Below are 20,944 nucleotides of genomic sequence, written 5' to 3'. Positions count from 1 at the left end.
TTCCGGCGGACCATGGGAGCCGGTGTTGTGCATCCCTCCTAGAGTCGTCGCATGCGCGCCGATCGGTTGGTCTCCCTGGTCCTGCTGCTGCGGCAGCACGGCCGGTTGTCCGCGGCCGCGCTGGCCCGCGAGCTGGAGGTCTCCACCCGCACCGTGCTGCGCGACGTCGAGGCGCTGTCCGCGGCCGGCGTGCCGGTGTTCGCCGAACGCGGGCGGCACGGCGGCTTCGCGCTGCTGCCCGGCTTCCGGACCGAGCTGACCGGGCTGAACCACGACGAGGCGCTTGCCCTGGTGGTCGCCGGGTCGCGGCGCGGCGCCCAGGTGTTCGGCCTCGGGTCGGCGCTCGCCTCGGCGATGCTCAAGGTCGTCGACGCGCTGCCGGAGAGCTATCGGACCACCGCGGCCGGCGCCGCCCAACGCCTGCTGATCGACCCCGAGACCGACCTGCTCGCGCGGCGTCGGGACGTCGAGGAGCCGCCGGACGCCGTGGTGGCCGAGGTCCGGCGCGCGGTGTTCGCCGGACACCGGCTGCGGATCCGCTACGCGGCCGTGGACCAGGCCCCGAAGTGGCGGACCGTGGACCCGGTGGGCCTGGTGACGGTCCGGGACCAGGGCTACCTGCTGGCGACCCGGTCCGGGGAGGAACGCACGTACCGGCTCTCGCGGATCCTGGCCGCCGAGGAACTCGACGAACCGGCGCAGCGCCCGGACCAGGTGGACCTGGACCGGGCGTGGCGGGAGCGCAGCACGCGGTTCCGCACCGGCGGCGACCAGGTCACCGTGCGGGTACGGGTGGACCCGGCGCGGCGGGCGGAGCTGGTCGGCACCGCGTTGGCGGTCCTCGCCGAGGAGGCCGACGCGGACGGGCGTCTGCGGATGGAAGTGGCCTTCCAGGACGCGCGGCACGCGGAATGGGCGCTGTGGCAGCTCGCGCCGGGCGCGGAGGCCCTCGCCCCGCAGTGGCTGCGCGACTCCCTGCGCGACCGGGCCGCCGCGATCGCCACCCGCTACACGGCGTCCCCCTGAGAGCAGTTGCCCGCGTCGGTCGAAGGTGGAGCCGCCGAGGGACACACGCCCGGGCGGCCTGGGCGATTGACCGGGCCAGGTTCGGGCGGGCCGGCAGGGTCAGGGCCTATGGGGTGGTGGGGGCCAGGAGGTTGGTCAGGGTTTCCAGGGCGCTGCGCCAGGTGTGTGGGGGCGGGGTGGCGTACCCGACGACGAGTGCGGCCGGGTGGGCGTCGGACGGCTCGTGCCAGTACCCCGCGGTGTGCAGGCCGTGCAGGACCAGTCCGGCGTGCCGTGCCGTATCCGTCAACCGCCGTTCCTCCTCGGCGGATTCGACCGGGACGAGGGTGTGCAGTCCCGCGGGGACGCCGTCCAACGGGTGCGGGAGCCGGGCCGCGAGGTCCGCGCGGCGGCGCCGGTACGCCAGGCGCGCCTGCCGGATGTGCCGGTCGTAGTCGCCGCGTTCGAGGAGGTCGGCGAAGGCGAGCTGGTCGACGGCCGGGGGTTCCGCGCCGAGTTCGGCGACCGCGCGCAGCACCGGTTCGCGCAGTGCGGGCGGTACGGCCAGCCAGCCCAGGCGCATGCCGGGGGCCAGCGCTTTGCTGGCGCTTCCGGCGTACACGACGCGGTCGGGTGCGTGCGCCTGCATCGCGCCGACGGGTTGGCGGTCGTAGCGGAACTCGCCGTCGTAGTCGTCCTCGACGAGGTACAGGTGGCGGCGGCGGGCGAGGTCGAGGAACGCGGCGCGGCGGCGCGGGGCCAGGACCACGCCGCGGGGGTGCTGGTGGGCGGGGGTGAGCAGGGCGGCGCCGACGCCGTCGGCGAGGTCGTCCGGGTCGGCGCCCGCGTCGTCGACGCGCAGCGGCGCGACGTGCAGTCCGGCGGCGCGCAACAGGTCGCGGTGCCGGGCGAGGCCGGGGTCCTCGGCGGCGATGCGCCGGACTCCGGTGCCGTGCAAGGCGCGTCCGAGGACGGCGAGGGCGTGGGCGAACCCGGCGGTGATGACGACGGAGTCGGCGTCCGCGCGTACGCCTCGGGTGCGGGCGGTGTACGCGGCGACCGCCGCCCGCAGCCGGGGTTGCCCGGCCGGGTCCCCGTAGTCCCAGGCGCTGTCGGGGGCGGAGGCGAGCGCGCGGCGTACGGCGGAGGCCCAGCGGGTGCGCGGGAACGAGCTGAGGTCCGGGCGGCCGGGGCGCAGGTCGATCGAGGGACGGCCGGGTACGGGCGCGTGAGATGTCGCGTGCGGCGCGCCGCCCTGCACCACGCCTTGAAGTGCGTCGCGTGGCGAGCGGGGTTCGGGGCTCGTGGGCGGGAGCCCCGCGGGGAGTTCGGCGACGCGGGTGGCGGCTCCGGTGGTCCCGGTCAGCCACCCTTCGGCGATCAGGCAGCTGTACGCCTCGACGGCCGTGCCGCGGGCGATGCCGAGGTCGGCGGCGAGGGTGCGGGTGCCGGGGAGCCGGGTGCCGGCGGCGAGCCGGCCGGAGCGTACGGCGTCGCGCAGCGCCGCGGCCAGGGCGCGTCCGACGCCGGGCCCGCGGGTCACGTCGAGGTGCAGATCCAGCCCGGTCCCGTGTGTTTCGGCCATCCGCCGACCCTACGCGCGCCGCGGCACCTGCGGGCGGTCGGCGGGGTGGGCGATGGAGTGGCCGCCGGGGTGGTCAGCGCAGGACCGCGCACCCGCGGCGTTCCAGGGTGTCGACGAGGTCGTGCGGTGCCGCGGAGGGGGCGTTCCAGCGCAGGTCGAGCTTCTCCAGGCGGGGGAGTTCGGCCACCCAGTCGGGCACATGGGTGATGTGGTTGGCCCGGAGGTCGAGGTGGCGCAGGCGGGGGAGGGCGGCGAGGGCCACGGGGATCTCGGTGAGGGCGTTGCCGCGCAGGTCCAGCTGCCGCAGGTCGGCGAGGTGCGCGGCGGACTCGGGGAGGCCGCTGAGGCGGTTGCCGCGCAGATGCAGTTCCCGGAGGGCGCGGAGGCCGCCGAGGGTGGCCGGGAGGGTGGTGAGGCGGCAGTTCTCGGCGCGGAGTTCGACGAGCGAGGTCATGTGGCCGAGAGTGTCCGGGAGCCGGGTGAGGGGGTTGTCGCCGGCGTTGAGGTAGCGCAGGCGGGTCAGGTGGCCGAGCGTGTCGGGGAGTTCGCGCAGGCGGTTGTCGTGCACGTAGAGGAAGTCGGTCAGGGCGGGCAGGTCGCCGATGTCGTCCGGGAGCCGGGTGAGCGTGTTGTGCCCGAGATCGAGGGTGCGGAGCGCCGTCATGCGGGCGAGGCCGGGCGGGACTTCGGTGAGATCGTTCTCGGCCAGGACGACGGTGGTCCAGTCGGTGCGCGCCCAAAGCGCCTCGGGGACGGCGCCGAGGCGGTGGCGCCACAGGTCCAGTACGCGTACGGCAGCTCGGTCGTCGGCTCGTGTGTCGCTCATGGTGGTGCGGGTCTCCGTGCGGTGCGTCGGCGCGGCCCGCAGGCAGCAGGCGGGTAGGTAGGTAGGTGGGCAGGCGGGCGGTGCGCTGTCGCCGCTGCGCCCAACGCTAGCGGGCGCCGGGCCGCGGACGGCGGCGGCGCCGGGTGCGGCGTGGCGGACGCATGTGTGGGGCGTAGTACATGCGTGTTGGACCTACATGCGAGTGGGCGGTGCGTCGCAACGCACCGCCCACATCTGGCCGCCCCGTCGGCGCGTGACCGGGCCCGGTGATCCGGTCACGTGCTCAGGTCACGTGCTCAGGTCACGCGCCCAAACCAAGAGCTCGGATCACGCAGTCGGATCAGTCGGTCGGGATCTCGCCGAACGCCCCTGCCTGCATGTCGGCGACCGCCTGCTCCAGTTCGCGGCGGGTGTTCATCACGAACGGCCCGTAGTGCGCGACCGGTTCGCGGACCGGTCGGCCCGTCCACAGCACGAACCGCAGCCCCTCGTCGCCGGCCTCGACGTCGAGCACGCCGTACGCCGGGCCACTCTCGCTCTCACTCCCGCTTGCGTCCGTCGCGGCCGGGGCCGTCGCGGGCTCGCCGGGCGCGAGATGGACGACCTGCCCCGCCTCGGCGGGGGTACGGTCCGGGCCGAAGCGGCCGGAGCCGGAGACGACGTACGCGAAGCCGTTCTGGTCCGCGGGGACCTCCTGCGGGTATCCGGCGCCCGGCTGAAGGACCGCGTCGGCCATGGTCACCGGGACGACGTTGACGGCCGGGCCGACCGCGTCGCCGGAGCGGCCGGAGAAGACGCGTACCTCGACGCCCTCCTCGCGGCGCACCGGCATCGCGTCGGCGCGCAGGTCCTGGTAGCGCGGCTCGTCCATCTTGTGTGCGGCGGGCAGGTTGATCCACAGCTGGAGCAGGTGGACGGGCTCGCCGCGGTACGCCTTCTCGGCGTGGAACAGGCCGCGTCCGGCGGTCATCCACTGCGCGTCGCCCGGCCCGAGGACGCCGTGCCCGCCGCGGTTGTCGCGGTGCTCGGCGCGGCCTTCGAGGACGAGCGTGACGGTCTCCTGGCCGCGGTGCGGATGCCAGTCGAACCCCACCGTGCTGAACCAGTCCTCGGCCAGCAGCAGGAACGGGTCGTGGCGCGCCGGCCTGCCGGGTTCGAGGACGAGCGCCTTGTTGTCGACCTGGGCGTCCGGGCCGACGATGCGACGGTCGGCCACCGCCGCCACCCGGCGCGCGGTCGGGGTCGGGGTCTGCGTGGTCATCGCGCCTCCATCTGCTCACGGACTCCATATTGTTGAACGCTCAATATAACTGGGTTGCGGGTGCCGCTATTCCGCGGGGACCCTCGGCACCCCCGCCCCTCCCCGAACCACCAACCGTGTGATACCCCTTGGCCGCGTGAAAGCCGCCCGCGTCCCCGCGACCGCCCGCATAACCGTTCTACTCGTCGCCGCCGCTCTCGTCGCGGCCGGATGCAGCTCCGACGACGGCCGCGCGACCGGCAACGCCGCCGACACCAAGCCCGCCGCCGCCTCCGCGGGTTCCTCCACCGGCCCCGGCAACGGCACAGGCGGCGCGGACAGCACCCCGGGCACCGGCACCGCAAGCGGGCAGCCGGACCCCGCCGCACCCCCGGCACCCGCGACCGCGGCCCCGCGCGGCGCCGCCGACCCCGCGCTCAAGGACTTCTACGCCCAAAAGCCCGCCTGGAAGCCCTGCCCCGCCGACCCGACCCAGCGCGGCGCCGACCGCGGACTCCAGTGCGCCCGCCTGCGCGTCCCCCTCGACTACGCCGACCCCGCCGCCAAGACCACCGAGATTGCCGTCTACCGGATGCCCGCCACCGGCCCCGCGTCCGCGCGCATCGGCAGCCTCGCGACCAACCCGGGCGGCCCCGGCAGCGGCGTACGCGACACCGTGGTCAACCTCGCCGACTCCAAGCCCACCCTCGCCGCGCGCTACGACATCGTCGGGTTCGACCCGCGCGGCACCGGCGACAGCACCCCCGTCGTGTGCGCCGACGGGCCCCTCATGGACCGCCTTCAGTCCATCGACCCCACCCCGCGCGACGCCGCCGCCGTCGACGCGGCCGCCGCGGTCCTCAAGGACTTCGGCCGGAGCTGCGCCGCGCGCATTGGCGACCTGCTCCCGCACCTCGGGACCGGCGAGGCCGCCGACGACATGGACATCCTGCGCGGCGTCCTCGGCGACGAACGCCTCAACTACGTCGGCACCTCGTACGGCACCTACCTCGGCGCCCGCTACGCAGACCGGCACCCGGACCGCGTCGGCCGGTTCGTCCTGGACGGGCTCCTCGACCCCGCCTCCGACCGCACCGCACTCGCCCGCGAGCAGGCGCAGGGATTCGACGCCGCGTTCCGGGCGTTCGCGGCGGACTGTATCGGCAGGGCCGGCTGCCCGTTCACCGGCGACGCCGACGCCGCCGCCCGGCAGATGCGCGCCATGCTCGACAAGCTGAGCGACACCCCCGCCCGCGCCGGCGGGCGCACCCTCGACGAGGCCATGGCCTCGACCGTGGTCTGCGGCTACCTCTACCACCCGGCCCAGTGGCCCAGGCTGCGCACACTCGTCGCGGCACTCGCCCGCGGCGACGCCGCGCCGATGATCGGAGCGTTCGACTCCTACGCCGACCGCGGCGACGACGGCGCGTACGCGGACTCCTCCCTGGACGGCTACTTCGAGATCAACTGCGCCGACGGCCGCTTCCTCTCCGCCCAGGAGGCCGCCCGCCTGGGCCGCGAGATCACCGCGACCGCGCCGGTGCTCGGCCCGTCGGTGGTGTGGAGCTGGGCGGCGGACTGCGTAGCCCCCGGACCGGACTTCGCCACGCCGCTGGACGGCACGCGCCTGCCCGGCATGCTGCTGGTCAGCACCACCCGCGACCCCGCCACACCGCACGTCGCCGCACCCCGGGTCCGCGGGCAGCTGCCCGCCTCGCGGCTGGTGACGTACAACGGCGACGGTCACGTCGCGATCTACCGGCAGAACGCCTGCGTGGACCGCGCCGTCGACCGCCACCTCCTCGACGGGACGCTGCCCGGCGCGGACGTCCGCTGCGCCTGACCCGGCGCCGTAGACCGCGCCTAGTCGATCAGGCCCTGTAGATCAGCCCCGAAAGACCAGAGGGCCGGCCCCAGGGCGCTCAGGCGCCGGATCTGCCGGTGACCACGAGCGCGTACGCGAGCAGCCCGAACGCGGCCGTGTTCAGCACCACCCGCACCAGGTTGAAGGCGCGCCAGCGGTGCTCGTCGAACGCGGCGCGCGCGGCTGCGGTGTCGATCGCGTCGGGGTCGCCGGCCGCCTTGAGCGCGTCGTTCCGGGGCACGTTCACACCGCCGGTGATCACCACGGTCGCCAGGTAGAGCACGAAGGCCGCCGCGATCCACGGCAGCGCGTCCTCGCCCAGGTGCAGCAGCCCCGCCAGCAGCGTGGTCAGCAGGGCGCCCACGAACCCGCCGCCGAGGAACACCGGGTTGATGATGGCGCGGTCCATCGCCTGGAACGCCCCGACGAACGTCCGGTCGTCGGTCTTCGCCAGCCCCGGCATGATCGCGTTCGCGTAGATCCCGAAAACACCCGCCATCATGCCCGTCGTCATCGTCGCCAGGATCAACGACGCCACTCTCAGCCCGTCCACGCTCCGCCTCCCGCCGCCCCGGTATCGGGGGTGTGTCCAAGGTGCCGCCCGGTGTGCGCCGGCGCCGCGGCGGCGGTCCGACACGGTGGAGCCTGCCAGCTCGCCACCACCGGGTACGGGAGCGCGCTACGATCCGCAGGTCGTACGAGCGGGTGGGGGTCCGTGTGCGGAGCAGGGGTGGGCGAACGGCGGCCGGAAGCAACGGACTTCGGGCCGCGGCGCGGCCGACCGGGCCGGTGGCGGCACTAGTGGGCGCGGCGTGCCTGGCGGCGTGCGTGTCGTGCGCCAAGGACGACATCTTGGACAGCGCCGTGCACGACCGCGCACGCGACTACCTGCGTACGGTCGCCGAGGGCGCCCCGCCGACCGCCTACTACGGCGACTGCGGCGGCCGGCGCGACGACAGCGCCCACGACGCGCTCGCCGACGAAGGCGCCGGATTCGGCTTCGCGCTCACCGGCTCCGTCGAGAGCGGCGACAGCGCCGACATCAACGTGAGCGTGACCGGCCGCGACGGCGCACCCACCTCCTACGTCCTGGACCTGCACCGGGAGAACGGGACCTGGTACGTGTGCGGCGTGGACGAAGGCAGCGTCGACCTCGGCGGAGCCGGCTGACCAGGCCGCACTGCCCGCACTGGCCGAACGGCCCTGGCTTCGTCAGTCGGAGACCGCGACGACCGTGCGGTGGTGACGCGGGCGGGCGATCTCGTCGACGACGGCGAGGCCGAGGTCCGCGTACGAGATGTGCCCCTGGACGGCCACCTCCGCCGCGTCCACCGGCCGCGCGTTCCCGATGCGGTACGCGCCCGCGCGCCCCGCCTCGTCCAGCACCATCGGCGGGCACACCACGAGCCAGTCCAGGCCGTCCCCGGCCGCCGCGAACGTGTCGGCCGCGTCGGCGTGCCCACGCGCGAACTCCCGCCACTCCTCCGGGAATTCCGGCGCGTCCATGATGCGTACGCCCGGAGCCGTCTCGACGGTCGTCGCGATCCCCACGTGGACCAGCCGCGTGACACCGGCCTTCGCCAGGCCCTCGACGAGGGCGGCGGACGCCGCGCCGAAGAACGCGCGCGAACCGGTGTCCGGGGTGTAGACCGCGCTCACCGCCGCCGTGTGCCCGGCCGCGGCGCGGGCGACGTCGGCCGGGTCGGTGACGTCGCCGGCCACCACGGACACGTTCGCCCGCCCGACTAGGTCCGCGTGGCGGGCGGGGTCGCGGACGACCGCGGTGACCGCGTACCCGCGTGCCACCGTCTCGGCGAGCACGGCCCGCCCGGCCCGGCCGCCCGCGCCGAACACCGCGATGCGGAGCCCGCCCCCGCTGTCCCCGCCGCCCGTGCCCGTCTCGTGGATTCCGCTCATGACACAGCTCCGCCCTGCTCTGCGCGGCGGGGCCGATCCCCGCCGCTGCCTGCAACGGTATGGATCGGATACTGGTTACTTCAACGAAACCGGACTAACGTCGGACGCATGCCGAACCGCGCGGAACCGCCCCCGAAGCAGCCGTCCCCGACCCCGGAGCCGATGCCGGCAGCGACGGAGCCGGCGTCCCCGGCACGCGCGCCGCTCACCGGCGACTTCTTCGACCCGGCATGCCCGCAGAGCGCGGTGCCGATCCGGATCGGCGAGAAGTGGGCCGGCATGGTCGTCGTCTGCCTCGCCGACGGACCGCGCCGGTTCTCCGAGCTGAAGGTGCCGCTGCGCGGGATCACCCCGAAGGTGCTCACCGAGACGCTGCGCGCGCTGGAGCGCGACGGCATGGTGACGCGCACCGCGTACAACGAGTCGCCGCCGCGCGTCGAGTACGCGCTCACCGACCTCGGCCGCACCCTGCTGGGCCCGATCCAGGCGTGCCGCGAGTGGGCGGCCGCGAACCTGCCCGCGCTGCTCGCGGCGCGGGAGGCGTACCTGAACGACCGCGAGCACGCGGCAGGCTGACGGCCGGTCAGATGGGGCGGGGTCGGACAGGGAACGTCAGGACAGGGCAGTCAGGACAGGGCACGTCAGGACGGCGCACGTCAGGTGCGGCGGGCCGGCTGGGGGCAGGTCGCGCTGCCTCACGGGTCAGCCGCCCGACGGGCCGCCGTCCGTGCCGGACAGGTGCGTCCACAGGTGCATGGCTGCGTACGCGCGCCACGGCCGCCAGCCCTCGGCGCGCTCGGCGACCGCCGCCGCAGTGTCGTCGGCGCCGAGGTCGCGCAGGGCGTGGCGGACCCCCAGGTCGGTGAGCGGGATCGCGTCGGGGTCGCCGAGCGCGCGCATCGCGATGTACGAGGCAGTCCACGGCCCGATGCCCGGCAGCGCGAGGAGCGCGCGCTCGGTGTCGGCGCGGTCGGCGCCCGGGTCCAGGACGACGCCGCCGTCCGCGACCGCCGACGCGAGGGCGCGCAGCGCGCGGGTGCGGGAGCCGGTGAGCCCGATGCCCGAGAGGTCGTCGCCGGCGACCTGTTCGGCGCTGGGGAACATGTGGGTGAGGGTGCCGTCGGGGGCGGCTAGCGGGCAGCCGAGCTTGCGGACGAGGCGTTCGGCGAGCGTCCGCGCGCCCTTCACCGTCACCTGCTGGCCGAGGACCGCGCGGACCGCGAGTTCGAAGCCGTCGACGTGGCCGGGCACGCGCAGCCCGGGGTTCTTGGCGACCAGCGGGCCGATCAGCGGGTCGGCGCCGAGGACGTCGTCGACGCCCTGCGGGTCGGCGTCCAGGTCGAACAACCGGCGGGTGCGCTGCACGGCGGCGGTCAGGTCGCGCAGATCCTCCAGGCGCAGGCGGAGTGTCGCGTACCCGGCGTCGGGGTGCGGAGTGACGGTCATGATGCCGGTGCGTCGCGGCAGGCGCAGACTGCGCCGGTACGAACGCGCGCCCGCGCCGCCGTCGCCCGCACCCTCGCGGCCGCGGTCGTTGGTGACGACCTCTTCCACGCCGCCGATCGCGCGGTCGGCGAGGAAGTCGAGCAGCGGGTCGTGGGAGAAGGGCCGGCGGTGCTGGAGCCGGAGGACTATGTCGCCCTCACCGTCGGCACCAGGCCCCGCGGGGCGGTGTCGGCGGCGCAGTTCGGTGGGCGCGCAGCCGAACGCCTCCGCCATCGAGTCGTTGAACTGCCGCACGCTGGAGTAGCCGGCGGCGAACGTGATCTGGGTGATCGGCAGGTCGGTGGCCTCGATGAGCATGCGGGCGGTCTGCGCGCGGCGCATCCTCGCGAGAGCCAGCGGGCCGGTGCCGACCTCGCCGACCATCTGCCGGTGCAAGTGGCGCTCGGACACGGCGAGGCGGCGGGCCAGGGTGCCGACGCCGCCCTCGTCGACGACGCCGTCCGCGATCAGGCGCAGCGCGCGGCCGACGAGGTCGGCGCGGATGTCCCAGTCGGGCGACCCGGGGCTGGCCTCGGGCCGGCAGCGCTTGCAGGCGCGGAACCCGGCGGCCTGTGCGGCGGCCGCGGTGGTGAAGAAGGAGACGTTCTCGGGCTTGGGCGTGCGGGCCGGGCAGCTGGGGCGGCAGTAGATGCCGGTGCTGGACACGGCCGTGTAGAAGCTGCCGTCGAAGCGGGCGTCGCGGCTGCTGATGGCCTGGTAGCGGGCGGTGAAGGTCTCGGGCACCCCTCCATGATGCGTCCCCCCGCCCGCGGTGACTGGCGGTTTTCGGACGCGGCGGTGGGGCAGGCCGTGGGGAGCGCGGTGGCGGGTCGCGGCGGCGCCGCGGCGAGGCGGGCGGGCGCGGGCTCAGCCGCGGTTGTACAGGCGCATGCTGAGGGTGCCGAAGACGGCGACGAAGCCGGCCGCGTACAGCAGTGTCCAGCCGGTCTCGGGGCTGCCGAAGTCGCCTGCCGCGAGGTCGCGGACCGCGCTGACGAGGTGGGCGATCGGGTTGGCGTCGACGAAGGCCTGGAGCCAGCCGGGCATGGTCTCGGGCTCGACGAAGATGTTGCTGAGGAACGTCGCCGGGAACAGCACCATCATGGCGGTGCCGGCGACGGCTTTCTCGCTGCGCATGAGCAGGCCGAGCGTCGTCCACACCCACGAGAACGCGAACGCGAACACCAACACGAGCGCGACCGCCGCCAGCACGCCGGGCACGCCGCCGTCCGGACGGAAGCCCAGCACCAGGCCGGTCAGGAGGATCATCGTGGCGGCCAGCAGGTAGCGGAGCAGGTCGCCGACGAGCATCCCGACCAGGACCGCGGGACGCCAGACCGGCAGCGTACGGAAGCGGTCGAAGACCCCGTTGGCAATGTCGCGGTTGAGCGCGAGGCCGGTGCCCATGGTCGTCATCACGATGCTCTGCACGAGGACGCCCGGCACGACGTACTGCAGGTACTCGTCGGTGGAGCCGGCCAGCGCGCCGCCGAAGAGGTACGTGAACATCAGGGTCATCATCAGCGGGAACGCGGTCACCTCCAGCAGGTGCGTGGTGGCCGGGCGCATCTTGAGCACGGCCCGCCACGCGAACACCGCGGACGCGGCCACCGGGGTGGGACGCCGGGGCCGCTCGCGGGCGGCGAACAATCCGGCGATGTCCTGCACCGCGACGGGCGGGTGCCGGCGCGGGTCGTCCGCGTCGAGGGCGGCGCCCGGGGTGACGGCGGCCGGTGCGCCGTTCGGGGACGCGGGTGCGGCGGCTGGGCTGCTCATGGTCGGATTCCTCCTCGCTGGGGCGCGCCGCGGCCCTGGTGCCGGGGGCTCCGGCGCAGGTCGCGCGGTGCGCGCGTCGGCGCGTCTTCCTTCACACGTCTTCCTTCACGCGTGTTCTTTCGCGGGTCTCCTTTGCGATCCGGGCGACGCTCGACCTAGGGGCGCGAGTCGGCGTCGCGCGTGCGCGAGACCGGGCCGCGGTGCGGGCGCGGGAAGCGAGATCGGATCTCGCGGAGGGGGCGAGCGGCGGCCTCCTACGCCCGCCTCTGCCTCGCGCGGCGGCTCGGCGGCTCGGCCGCTCGGTGGGTCCGCGGCTCCGTGGGTCCGTGGGTCCGTGGGCCGGCAGGTTCGCGCGGGTACGGCCGCCGGGTGTCCGCCGGAGCGCGACCCCCTGAACGGCCGCTTCTCGTACGCGTGCTCGAACGCGCCCGGCGCCGTCTCGCACGCACGGGTGACCACCGGCACGCCGCGTTCCGGCGACCCGGCAGACTGGGCCCATGACCGTGATCCTGCTGCGCAACGGCAACGTCTACAGCCCTGCCGACCCCTTCGCCACCGCCCTCGTCGTCGAGGACGGCACCGTCGCGTGGATCGGCGCGGAGGGCGCCGCCGAGGCGCACGTGTCGTCGGCCGACGAGGTCGTCGACCTCGACGGAGCGCTGGTGACCCCGGCGTTCGTAGACTCCCACGTGCACGCGACGGCGACGGGGCTCGCCCTGACCGGCCTCGACCTGCGCTCCTCCGGCGCGGACGGCGGCCCCTTGGCGGACGGCGCTGAAGGCGCCGCCGGAGCGGACGGGCTGGACCGGATCGCGGAGTTCGCCGCGCGGCTCGGCGACGGCGACGTGCTGCTCGGCCAGGGGTGGGACGAGCCGTCCTTCCGCGGCGGCATCCCGGACACCGCGGCGCTGGACCGGGCGGTCGGCGGGCGGCAGGCCTACCTGTCGCGGATCGACGTGCACTCGGCGCTGGCGTCGTCGGCTCTGCGGGCGGCGGTCCCGGGGCTGGCGGGGCTGGACGGGTACGACCCGGCGGGGCCGCTGACCGGTGCGGCGCACCACGCCGTACGTGCGGCGGCGCACGCGGCGCTCACCCCGGCGCGGCGCACCGAGGCGCAACGGGCGGCGCGCGAGCGGGCCGCGGCGCTCGGCATCGGGACACTCGTGGAGTGCGCGGGTCCGGAGATCGCGGGTGCGGACGACCTGGCGCTGCTGCTGAAGCTGGCCGCGGAGGAGGCCGGTCCGGAGGTGGTGGCGTACTGGGGCGAGGCGGTCGATTCCGCGGACGCGGCGCGGGAGTTGGCGGCGCGGCACGGGGCGCACGGGCTGGGCGGGGACCTGTTCGCGGACGGGTCGATCGGGTCGCACACGGCATGCCTGCACGCCGCGTACGCCGACCGGCCGGGGGTCGTGGGCCTGGCGCACCTGGGTGCGGAGCGGATCGCGGCGCATCTGGCGGCGTGCACGGAGGCGGGTGTGCAGGCCGGGTTCCACGCGATCGGCGACGCGGCGGTGGACGCCGTGGTGGCGGGCGCGCGGGCGGCGGCGGAACGGTACGGGGCGGGCGCCGTACGGGCGTTGCGGCACCGTGTCGAGCACGCGGAGCTGATCGGCGCGGACGCGGTGGCGGCGTTCGCGGAACTGGGCCTGGTGGCGTCGGTGCAGCCAGGGTTCGACGCGGCGTGGGGCGGCACGGAGGGGATGTACGTGCGGCGGCTGGGTGCGGAGCGCGCCGCGCGGATGAACCCGTTCGCGACGCTGAACCGCGCGGGTGTGCCGCTGGCGTTCGGGTCGGATTCCCCGGTGACGCCGCTGGACCCGTGGGGGACGGTGCGGGCGGCGGCGTTCCACCGCACGCCGGGGGAGCGGATCTCGGTGCGGGCGGCGTTCAACGCGCACACGCGCGGCGGGCACCGGGCACTGGGGCGGGACGACGAAGGGGTGCTGGTACCGGGGGCGCCGGCGACGTACGCGGTGTGGCGTACCGGCGAGTTGACGGTGCAGGCCCCGGACTCGCGGCTGTCGGCGTGGTCGACGGATCCGAGCTCGGGCACGCCCGGGCTGCCGGACCTGACGCCGGGGGAGCCGCTGCCGGTGTGCGTGCGCACGGTGGTGCGGGGCGTCGTGGTGTACACCGCGGACTGACCACGTGCGCCCGGGCGTTCGCCGAGTAGCGTGAGCTGGTCCCGAGCCGAACCGCCGTTCACAAAGCGCCGGTACGCCCCGCCCGGACGCCGCTCCGGGCGGGGCGTACCCGCGTCCGGCCGCCGCCGGGCGCGGGCCGTGCGGCGGGGTCGGTCAGACGTGTTCCATGACGATGACCGCGCTGGTGCCCGGTTCGAGGGCGCGGAAGACGTGGGGCGCGTCGCCTGGATAGGTGACGTAGTCGCCCGGCCCCAGTTCGACGGGGTCGTCGGCGGGGCCGACGAGGGCGCGCCCGGTGCCGATGACGACGTGTTCGACGCTGCCGGGGTTGTGGGGTTGGGACGTGCGGGGCTCGCCGGGCTGCGCGTCGATGCGGAAGATGTCGCGTCGGGCGTGCGGCGGGCAGGAGGCGAGCAGCGTCGCGGCGTAGTCGGCGCGTTCGGAGTAGGTGATCTGCCCTTCGCCCGCGCGGATGACCCGCACCTGGGGCTTGGGCGGGTCGACGAGGCGGCTGAACGGCACGCCGAGGGCGACGCCGAGTGCCCACAGGATCTCGACGCTGGGGTTTCCGGAGCCGGACTCCAGTTGGGAGAGCGTCGACTTGGCGATGCCGGCGCGGCGGGCGAGTTCGGTGAGGGACACTCCGGCGCGCTCGCGCTCGCGGCGTACCGAGGCGGCGATCTGCGCCAAGACGTCGACGCCGGGCAGGGCGCCGCCGTCACGCCGGCCCGCGTTCGGGGGCCGGCCTCCGCTGACGGCTCCGCCGGCGCCTGCGGCGACCGCGTCGGCAGCCGGCTCGGCCGGGGCCGTCCCGGACAGGGCGGCGGTGTCGGGCGGGACGGCGGTGTCCTTCCCCGGTTTCCCCATGCGTTCGCTCCAGAAGTCTTCTTGTTCGCCTTGACGAACGGCAGCGCGTGTGTTCATCCTACGGGACATGCGTTCGATATGGCGAACACTCGATCGCGGCACCGCCCGCGACATCGCCCTGGTCTGCCTCGCCGACGCGCTCGTGGGGGCGTCCTTCGGCGCGATCGCCGTGTCCGGCGGGCTCGACTGGTGGGTGCCCGTCCTGATGTCCCTCGTCGTCTTCGCGGGCGGCGCGCAGTTCGCCGCCATCGGCGTCGTCCTGTCCGGCGGCAGCGCGGCCGCCGCCGTCGCCACCGGCCTGGTCCTCAACGCGCGGCTGCTCCCCTTCGGCTTCACCGTCGCCGACACCCTCGGCCGCCGCGCCTGGACCCGCGCCCTCGGCGCCCACCTCACCACCGACGAAAGCGTCGCCTTCGTCCTGCGCCACCGCGACCCCGCGCGCCGCCGCGCCGCGTTCTGGGCCTGCGGCCTCGCCCTGTTCGTCGCCTGGAACCTGTCCGTCGTGGCCGGGGCCGCCGCGGGCAGCGCGATCGGTGACACCGACGCCCTGGGCCTGGACGCCGCCTTCCCCGCAGTCCTGCTCGCCCTCATCTGGCCCACGCTCGCCGCCGAACCCACCACCCGCAACGCCGCCCTCCTAGGCGCCGCGGTCGCGGTCGCCGCCACTCCGTTCCTCCCCGCGGGCGTCCCCGTGCTCCTCGCCCTCACCGGCCTTGCTATCGCCGTACGCCGCCCCCGCGCCCTCACCCGCAACCCGGAGAGCGTCCCCGCACCCGACTCGGCACCCGACTCGGCGCCCGAACCCGACGGCGGCGTCGGCATCGGGGCCGATCACGAACCCGCGCGCAGCGGCAGTGGCGACGGCCCGGCGGACGCGCCCGCCGCACCACACGGAGCAGCACTCGCGCCGTCCGCACGCGCCGCCCCCAAAGCCGGGCCCGCCCCCCACGCAGCCCGCCCCGACTCCCGTGAGGAGACCCGCCCGTGATGCCCCTCCTCGCCATCGCCGCCCTGGCCGCCGGAACCTTCGCGTTCCGCCTGGCAGGCCCCCTCCTGCACGAACGCGTACGCGTCCCCGACGAGGCGCAGCGCCTCCTCGCCGTCGCCGCGACCGTGCTGCTCACCGCCCTCGTCGTCGCCGCCGCGTTCACCCGGGGATACGGCTTCGCCGGCTGGGCGCGCCCGGCGGGCGTCGCCGTCGCCGCACTGCTCGTCCTCCGCAAGGCCCCGTTCCCCGTCGTGGTCGTCGCCGCCGCCGGGACCACCGCCCTCCTCCGCCTCGCGGGCGTCGAGTAGGCGCCGGCGGGTCAGCCGCCACGGACGACAGCGGGCCCGGAGGCGCCACCACGGCACCTCCGGACCCACCCCCCACGGAACGTTCGAACTCCCGCCCCCGCCCCGGCAGAGAGCCTCACCTCCACCCCCGGCGCGCCGCGCGGAGGCCCAGGTCACGCCGAGGTCGGCATGTGCTCGGGGCCACCCGGCACAGGGGAGTCCGCCGCAAGCGCCCGCCCGGCCGCGCGGCCAGAGTCGGAGTCGGAGCCGGGTTCGGACGCGGCCACCTGCCCAGCCACCAGCCCAACCCCCGGCTGGGTCTCCACGTCGGTCTTGCCCGCGGCGCGCTCGGGAACGGTGAACAGCGGCAGGAAGATCTGCACCAACGGGCCGATGCCGAGCGCGTACACGACCGTCCCCACGCCCACCGAGCCGCCCAGCACCAGGCCGACCGCCAGGACCGTGACCTCGATGCAGGTGCGCACCAGCCGCACCGAGCGGCCGGTCCGACGCACCAGGCCGGTCATCAGCCCGTCGCGCGGCCCCGGGCCCAGGCGCGCACCGATGTACGCGCCGCCCGCGACCGCGTTGAGCACGACCGACGCGAGCATGAACACGACCTGCCAGGCCAGTCCGTCCGCCTCGGGCAGCACCCGCAGCGACGCGTCCACCGACACGCCGATCACCACGACGTTGGAGACCGTGCCCAGGCCCGGTCGCTGCCGCAACGGCCACCACAGCAGCAGGACCGCCGCGCCCACCACCGCGGTGACCGCGCCGAAGCTGAGCGGCGTACGCTCCTGCAGTCCCTGGTGGAACACGTCCCACGGGTCCAGGCCGAGCCCGGCGCGCAGCATGAGGGCCATGCTGAAGCCGTACAGCGCCAGACCGGCGTACAGCTGTACCAGCCGCCGCCCCCAATACCAGTCCACCGGATCCGCCCTCCTGCAGAACAGGCTCCCCAAAAAGAGCCACTGATGCGAGAATGGCGACAACTGGATCCCGGATCCATGGCCAATTGCCCAGGAGTGGACTGATGACTGCCCAGCACCTCACCGTCAGCAGCGCCCGCCTGGCCGATCTACTCCACCCCTGGCAGCACCCCGCGGGCCCGGCCGCCGGCGGCCCGCACACCCCCGCGTACAAGGCACTCGCCGACCGTATCCGCGCCCTCGTCCTCGACGGCCGCGTCCCGCTCACCGCGCGCCTGCCCGCCGAACGCGGCCTCGCCGACCGGCTCAGCGTCTCCCGCACCACCGTCGCCGCCGCGTACGACATTCTGCGTACCGACGGCTACCTCGTCTCCCGTCGCGGCTCCGGCTCCTGGACCGCGCTACCCACCCACCGGCCCGACCCGCCCACCCGCGCGCTCGTGCCCAGCTCCGTCACCGGCACCATCGACCTCGGCGTCGCCGCCCTCCCCGGCCCCGGCCGCGCCCTGGACCGCGCGGTCGCCGACGCCGTCGACGCGCTCCCCGCGTACACCACCGCACACGGCTACCACCCGGCCGGACTTCCCATCCTCCGTGAGACCATCGCCGACCGCTACACCCGCCGCGGCGCCCCCACCACGCCCGACCAGATCATCGTCACCAACGGCGCGCTGTCCGCCTGGGTGCTCCTGCTGCGCACCCTCCTGCACGCCGGCGACCGCGTCGCCGTCGAATCACCCACCTACGCCAACGCCCTGGAATCGGTGCGCGGCGAAGGGGGCCGCCCCGTCCCCGTGCCGATGGCCGACGACGGCTGGGACCTCGCCGCCTGGCAGGACGCGCTGCGCGCCGCCAACCCCCGACTCGCGTACGTCATCCCCGACTACCAGAACCCCACCGGCCACCTCGCCGACACCCCGACCCGCCGCCACCTCATCGACCTCGCCCGCGCCACCGGAACCACTCTCGTCGTCGACGAGACCTGCGCCGACCTCGCCCTCGACATCTCCCTGGACGAACGCCCGGCACCCGTCGCCGCCCACGACCGCAGCGGCACCGTGGTCACCCTCGGCTCCGCCTCCAAGTCCTTCTGGGGCGGCCTGCGCATCGGCTGGATCCGCGGCACCCCCGACCTGGTGCGCCGCCTCGCCACCACCCGCGCCGGCCTCGACGTCGCCGCCCCCGTGCTCGACCAGCTCGTCCTGCACCACCTGATCGCCGACCACGCCGACGCCATACTCGCCGAACGCCTGCCCGGCATCCGCGCCGCCCGCGACTCCCTCGCCGCCATGCTGCGCACAAACCTGCCCGACTGGACGTTCGCGCTCCCGCCGGGCGGCCTGTCGCTGTGGGTGCACACCGACACCCTGTCGACCACGGTCCTCGCCGAGGCCGCCGCCCGCCACGGCCTGCGCCTCGCTCCCGGCACCCTGTTCAGCACCACCGGCGCGTTCGAACGCCACGTACGCCTGCCCTACACCCTCGACGAGCCCACCCTCGCCGAAGCGGTACGCCGCCTCGCCCTCGCCGCCGCCGAAACCGGCCGCGCCCGCCCCGACGCCGGCCTCACCGCCTCCTTCGCCGGCTGCGTGGCCTGACCGCGGGCCCCAACGCCGGCACCGCCCCCGGACGCCCCCGTGACGCCGCGTCGTCCGGGGCCGCCGGCCCGGTCGGCCCAGTCGGCTCAGTACCTGGGGGTGAAGTCGAGGGCGTACAACTTCTTGTCCAGGCTCGCGACGTAGGCGGCGTCCTGCGTGACGGCCGGCGCGGCGTAGACCGCCCCGTGGGTCCGGAAGCTCCAACTCATGGTGCCCCGGGTCATCTCGATCCCGTAGAGCCTCCCGTTTCCGCAGCCGATGTGGACGCGGCCGTGGGCGAGCGCCGGGGCTCCGACCAGATCCGGGGCCGCGAACGTCCAGCGCGGGGTCCCGGTGCTGCGGTTGACGGCGTGCACGACGTTCTCGCCGCCGACGACGAGGACGTCGCCCTCGAGGGCGGGGGAGTCCGCGGGCGCACCGGCGGAGTAGGCCCAGCGCTGGGTACCTGCGGCGGCGTCGATCGCGTACACGTTGGTGTCGTAGCTCGCCGCGTACACCGTGCCCTCGGCGACCACCACTGCGGTCCGCACCGCGCCGCCGGTCCGGAACGCCCACCGCCGGCTGCCGGTGGCGGCGTCGATCGCGTACACATTGCCGTCCATGCAGCCGGTGTAGACCACGCCGTCCACCACCGTGGGCCGGCCGTAAAACGCTCCCGCGGCGGCGAAGGTCCAGAGCTCCCGGCCGCCGCGCGCGTCCACGGCGTGGAAGCGCGCGATGTAGCCGGTGCGGCCCTGGCCGGGCGGCTCGAGCCCCCCGCCGACGTAGCAGACCCCGTCGGCCACGGCCGGGGCCCCGCCGACCGCCGACACCGGGTACGACCACAGCGCGGCCCCGGTCGAGGCGTCGACGGCGTGCAGCGCCCCCGACCCGCTTCCGTCGACCTTGCCGCTGCGGACGTACGCGAACTCCCCGCTCGTCGTGGGCCGGGAAATCTCGTCGCCGCCGGTCCGATGGACCCAGCGCCGGGAACCCGACGCCGCGTGGACCGCATAGAGGTTGCCGTCGTCGCTGGCGACGTAGACCACGCTCCCGTCCGCCACCGGCGCCGCCGCGATGCCACCGCCGGTGGCGAACTCCCACTTCGTCGGCGGCGCGTCGGAGTCGGCGGCCCCCGCCCCCCACGGGTAGGTCGCCGCGGCGGTGCCGGCGGCCGCCGCCGCGCCGAGACCCAGCAGCACCGCCGAACGACGCGAGAGCCCGCGTCGCCGTGCCGGCTCGGCCACGGGCGCGAAGTCGTCCCAGCGGGCATCGTCCGGGTCGGCGACCGTACGGGTGGGCTCCAGACCTGCATCGGGCCGGGCGCCTTGCGCGGCGCCGGAACCGTCCGCACCGCAACCGGCGGCAGCCGCCGCCGCAGCCGCCGCGTCGCCTGCGTGCCCCGGCAGCGTGGCCGCGCACGCGGCCGCCGCCCGGCCGGGCCGCCGGGACGGAACCTCGTCGAGAGGTACGGCCCTCAGCCGCCGCCACACCTCGTGCGCGGACGCGGGGCGCAGCCCGGGGTCCTTGGCGAGTAACTGCGCGGCCAACTCCGCCACGCCCGGCGGCAGATCCGCGCGGTGGACGCCGAGCGGGACCGGTTCCTGGCGCAGGTGCGCGTACATGAGCGCCATCGGGTCCGGCGCCGTGAACGGCGGTCGGCCGCAGATGAGTTCGTAAAGCATGCAGCCCAGCGCGTACAGGTCCACCCGCCCGTCGCCCGACTCGCCGGAGAAACGCTCGGGGGCGATGTACGCCGGGGTGCCGACGATCCGGCTCGACCGGGTCGCGGCCGCCGTGTACCGCGCGATCCCGAAGTCGACGACCTTGATCGTGCCCTGGGGTGTCAGCAGCACGTTCGCGGGCTTCAGGTCGCGGTGCACGATGCCCGCGTCGTGCGCGGCGGCCAGCGCGTCGGCGCACTGCGCCGACCACTCGACCGCGTCGCGCACCACGGGCATGCCGTCCTCGTGCAGCACGCGCGCCAGGTCCCGCCCGGCGACCAGCTCCATGACCACGAACACCGTGCCGTCCGGCTCACCCCCCAGGTCGTGGACGGTGACGATCCCGGGGTGGCTGAGCGCCCCCGCGGTCCGCGCCTCGCGTAAGAGCCCCTGCGGGTCGCCGCCGCCCGACGGCAGGACCTTCACCGCCACCCGCCGCGCGATACGGGCGTCGACCGCGGCCCACACCTCCCCCATACCGCCCCGACCCAGCAACTCCTCGAGCTGATAACGCCCGGCCAGCACACGCCCGCCCGCCAAACCCGCCCCCGAAAACTCGTCCGCTCGCCCGCACATCCCGTGCCGGAGCCACCGCACAGCGGCAACGCCCGGACCAGGCCGACCCACCGACCCTAAGGGTTGTCCCGTAAATGATCTCCGTTGTCGGAGTGTGGCGGCTTGATTCGCCGGTCATCCGGCGAGGGTGAGGTTGTGCAGGCGGGCGATG

General features: G+C 75.3%; 18 protein-coding genes. 8 read left to right on the top strand and 10 right to left on the bottom strand.

The features are described 5' to 3' along the window. Positions 1–51 precede the first annotated feature (51 nt). Positions 52–1,026 carry a helix-turn-helix transcriptional regulator gene (locus ACWD12_RS32030; protein WP_450102490.1) on the top strand — a complete coding sequence of 325 codons (975 nt, stop codon included), beginning with the start codon at positions 52–54 and terminating at the stop codon, positions 1,024–1,026. A 106-nt stretch (positions 1,027–1,132) separates the two neighbouring features. Here the strand turns inward: ACWD12_RS32030 and pdxR are convergent, their stop codons facing one another. The 3 genes from pdxR to ACWD12_RS32015 form a co-directional block, all read right to left on the bottom strand. Further along, a complete protein-coding gene (pdxR, locus tag ACWD12_RS32025) occupies positions 1,133–2,590 on the bottom strand; it encodes a MocR-like pyridoxine biosynthesis transcription factor PdxR (RefSeq protein WP_450102489.1) in 1,458 nt (485 codons plus the stop codon). A 73-nt stretch (positions 2,591–2,663) separates the two neighbouring features. Next, positions 2,664–3,416 carry a leucine-rich repeat domain-containing protein gene (locus ACWD12_RS32020; protein WP_450102488.1) on the bottom strand — a complete coding sequence of 251 codons (753 nt, stop codon included), beginning with the start codon at positions 3,414–3,416 and terminating at the stop codon, positions 2,664–2,666. Positions 3,417–3,756: 340 nt separating this feature from the next. Beyond that, positions 3,757–4,677: a pirin family protein gene (locus ACWD12_RS32015; protein ID WP_450102487.1), complete on the bottom strand. Its 921-nt coding sequence runs from the start codon at positions 4,675–4,677 to the stop codon at positions 3,757–3,759. A gap of 136 nt (positions 4,678–4,813) precedes the next feature. On the opposite strand from ACWD12_RS32015, the gene ACWD12_RS32010 reads away from it, so the two are divergent. Beyond that, on the top strand, positions 4,814–6,499 hold the full coding sequence (locus ACWD12_RS32010) for an alpha/beta hydrolase (protein ID WP_450102486.1): 1,686 nt from the start codon (positions 4,814–4,816) through the stop codon (positions 6,497–6,499). Between the two features lie 79 nt (positions 6,500–6,578). Here ACWD12_RS32010 and ACWD12_RS32005 read toward each other — a convergent pair whose 3' ends face one another. Further along, positions 6,579–7,073: an anthrone oxygenase family protein gene (locus ACWD12_RS32005; RefSeq protein WP_358360138.1), complete on the bottom strand. Its 495-nt coding sequence runs from the start codon at positions 7,071–7,073 to the stop codon at positions 6,579–6,581. Positions 7,074–7,372: 299 nt separating this feature from the next. Here ACWD12_RS32005 and ACWD12_RS32000 point away from each other — a divergent pair, with 299 nt between their 5' ends. Further along, positions 7,373–7,690, top strand: coding sequence for a hypothetical protein (locus ACWD12_RS32000; RefSeq protein WP_450102485.1), 318 nt, complete (start codon positions 7,373–7,375; stop codon positions 7,688–7,690). A 42-nt stretch (positions 7,691–7,732) separates the two neighbouring features. On the opposite strand, the gene ACWD12_RS31995 is transcribed toward ACWD12_RS32000, so the two are convergent. Then, positions 7,733–8,437 (bottom strand): NAD(P)-dependent oxidoreductase, encoded by a 705-nt coding sequence (locus ACWD12_RS31995; RefSeq protein ID WP_450102484.1) that lies wholly within the window; start codon positions 8,435–8,437, stop codon positions 7,733–7,735. Positions 8,438–8,545: 108 nt separating this feature from the next. Here ACWD12_RS31995 and ACWD12_RS31990 point away from each other — a divergent pair, with 108 nt between their 5' ends. Further along, a complete protein-coding gene (locus ACWD12_RS31990; RefSeq protein ID WP_450102483.1) occupies positions 8,546–9,013 on the top strand; it encodes a winged helix-turn-helix transcriptional regulator in 468 nt (155 codons plus the stop codon). Positions 9,014–9,139: 126 nt separating this feature from the next. On the opposite strand, the gene ACWD12_RS31985 is transcribed toward ACWD12_RS31990, so the two are convergent. Both ACWD12_RS31985 and ACWD12_RS31980 read right to left on the bottom strand, forming a co-directional pair. Continuing rightward, positions 9,140–10,666, bottom strand: coding sequence for an AlkA N-terminal domain-containing protein (locus ACWD12_RS31985; RefSeq protein ID WP_450102482.1), 1,527 nt, complete (start codon positions 10,664–10,666; stop codon positions 9,140–9,142). Positions 10,667–10,789: 123 nt separating this feature from the next. Continuing rightward, positions 10,790–11,698: an ABC transporter permease gene (locus tag ACWD12_RS31980; protein ID WP_450102481.1), complete on the bottom strand. Its 909-nt coding sequence runs from the start codon at positions 11,696–11,698 to the stop codon at positions 10,790–10,792. Between the two features lie 497 nt (positions 11,699–12,195). On the opposite strand from ACWD12_RS31980, the gene ACWD12_RS31975 reads away from it, so the two are divergent. Then, positions 12,196–13,842: an amidohydrolase gene (locus ACWD12_RS31975; protein ID WP_450102480.1), complete on the top strand. Its 1,647-nt coding sequence runs from the start codon at positions 12,196–12,198 to the stop codon at positions 13,840–13,842. Positions 13,843–13,995: 153 nt separating this feature from the next. Here the strand turns inward: ACWD12_RS31975 and ACWD12_RS31970 are convergent, their stop codons facing one another. Then, entirely contained in the window at positions 13,996–14,532 is a 537-nt protein-coding gene (locus ACWD12_RS31970; RefSeq protein ID WP_358360195.1) for a helix-turn-helix domain-containing protein, read from the bottom strand. Between the two features lie 244 nt (positions 14,533–14,776). Between ACWD12_RS31970 and ACWD12_RS31965 the strand changes: the two genes are divergently transcribed. Both ACWD12_RS31965 and ACWD12_RS31960 read left to right on the top strand, forming a co-directional pair. Next, complete coding sequence (locus ACWD12_RS31965; RefSeq protein ID WP_450102479.1) at positions 14,777–15,697, top strand: AzlC family ABC transporter permease; 921 nt, start codon at positions 14,777–14,779, stop codon at positions 15,695–15,697. Further along, on the top strand, positions 15,697–16,005 hold the full coding sequence (locus ACWD12_RS31960) for an AzlD domain-containing protein (protein WP_450102478.1): 309 nt from the start codon (positions 15,697–15,699) through the stop codon (positions 16,003–16,005). Before ACWD12_RS31965 ends, ACWD12_RS31960 begins: the two co-directional genes overlap by 1 nt. Positions 16,006–16,157: 152 nt before the next feature. Here ACWD12_RS31960 and yczE read toward each other — a convergent pair whose 3' ends face one another. Continuing rightward, positions 16,158–16,940: a membrane protein YczE gene (gene yczE / locus ACWD12_RS31955; RefSeq protein ID WP_450102587.1), complete on the bottom strand. Its 783-nt coding sequence runs from the start codon at positions 16,938–16,940 to the stop codon at positions 16,158–16,160. An 80-nt stretch (positions 16,941–17,020) separates the two neighbouring features. On the opposite strand from yczE, the gene yczR reads away from it, so the two are divergent. Further along, entirely contained in the window at positions 17,021–18,514 is a 1,494-nt protein-coding gene (yczR, locus tag ACWD12_RS31950) for a MocR-like transcription factor YczR (protein ID WP_450102477.1), read from the top strand. Positions 18,515–18,600: 86 nt separating this feature from the next. On the opposite strand, the gene ACWD12_RS31945 is transcribed toward yczR, so the two are convergent. Continuing rightward, positions 18,601–20,793 (bottom strand): protein kinase domain-containing protein, encoded by a 2,193-nt coding sequence (locus ACWD12_RS31945; protein ID WP_450102476.1) that lies wholly within the window; start codon positions 20,791–20,793, stop codon positions 18,601–18,603. Positions 20,794–20,944: the final 151 nt, after the last annotated feature.

The sequence above is a fragment of the Streptodolium elevatio genome (genome assembly GCF_053592165.1).
This window is presented reverse-complemented; position numbering and strand designations above follow the sequence as displayed.

Bases quoted from the DNA above. Each gene is read 5' to 3' on its own strand.
- ACWD12_RS31990 (WP_450102483.1), top strand. From the start codon at position 8,546: ATGCCGAACCGCGCGGAACCGCCCCCGAAGCAGCCGTCCCCGACCCCG.
- ACWD12_RS31980 (WP_450102481.1), bottom strand. From the start codon at position 11,698: ATGAGCAGCCCAGCCGCCGCACCCGCGTCCCCGAACGGCGCACCGGCC.
- ACWD12_RS31965 (WP_450102479.1), top strand. From the start codon at position 14,777: ATGCGTTCGATATGGCGAACACTCGATCGCGGCACCGCCCGCGACATC.
- ACWD12_RS32020 (WP_450102488.1), bottom strand. From the start codon at position 3,416: ATGAGCGACACACGAGCCGACGACCGAGCTGCCGTACGCGTACTGGAC.
- ACWD12_RS31995 (WP_450102484.1), bottom strand. From the start codon at position 8,437: ATGAGCGGAATCCACGAGACGGGCACGGGCGGCGGGGACAGCGGGGGC.
- ACWD12_RS31960 (WP_450102478.1), top strand. From the start codon at position 15,697: ATGCCCCTCCTCGCCATCGCCGCCCTGGCCGCCGGAACCTTCGCGTTC.
- ACWD12_RS32015 (WP_450102487.1), bottom strand. From the start codon at position 4,677: ATGACCACGCAGACCCCGACCCCGACCGCGCGCCGGGTGGCGGCGGTG.
- pdxR (WP_450102489.1), bottom strand. From the start codon at position 2,590: ATGGCCGAAACACACGGGACCGGGCTGGATCTGCACCTCGACGTGACC.
- yczR (WP_450102477.1), top strand. From the start codon at position 17,021: ATGACTGCCCAGCACCTCACCGTCAGCAGCGCCCGCCTGGCCGATCTA.
- ACWD12_RS31975 (WP_450102480.1), top strand. From the start codon at position 12,196: ATGACCGTGATCCTGCTGCGCAACGGCAACGTCTACAGCCCTGCCGAC.
- ACWD12_RS32030 (WP_450102490.1), top strand. From the start codon at position 52: ATGCGCGCCGATCGGTTGGTCTCCCTGGTCCTGCTGCTGCGGCAGCAC.
- ACWD12_RS31945 (WP_450102476.1), bottom strand. From the start codon at position 20,793: ATGTGCGGGCGAGCGGACGAGTTTTCGGGGGCGGGTTTGGCGGGCGGG.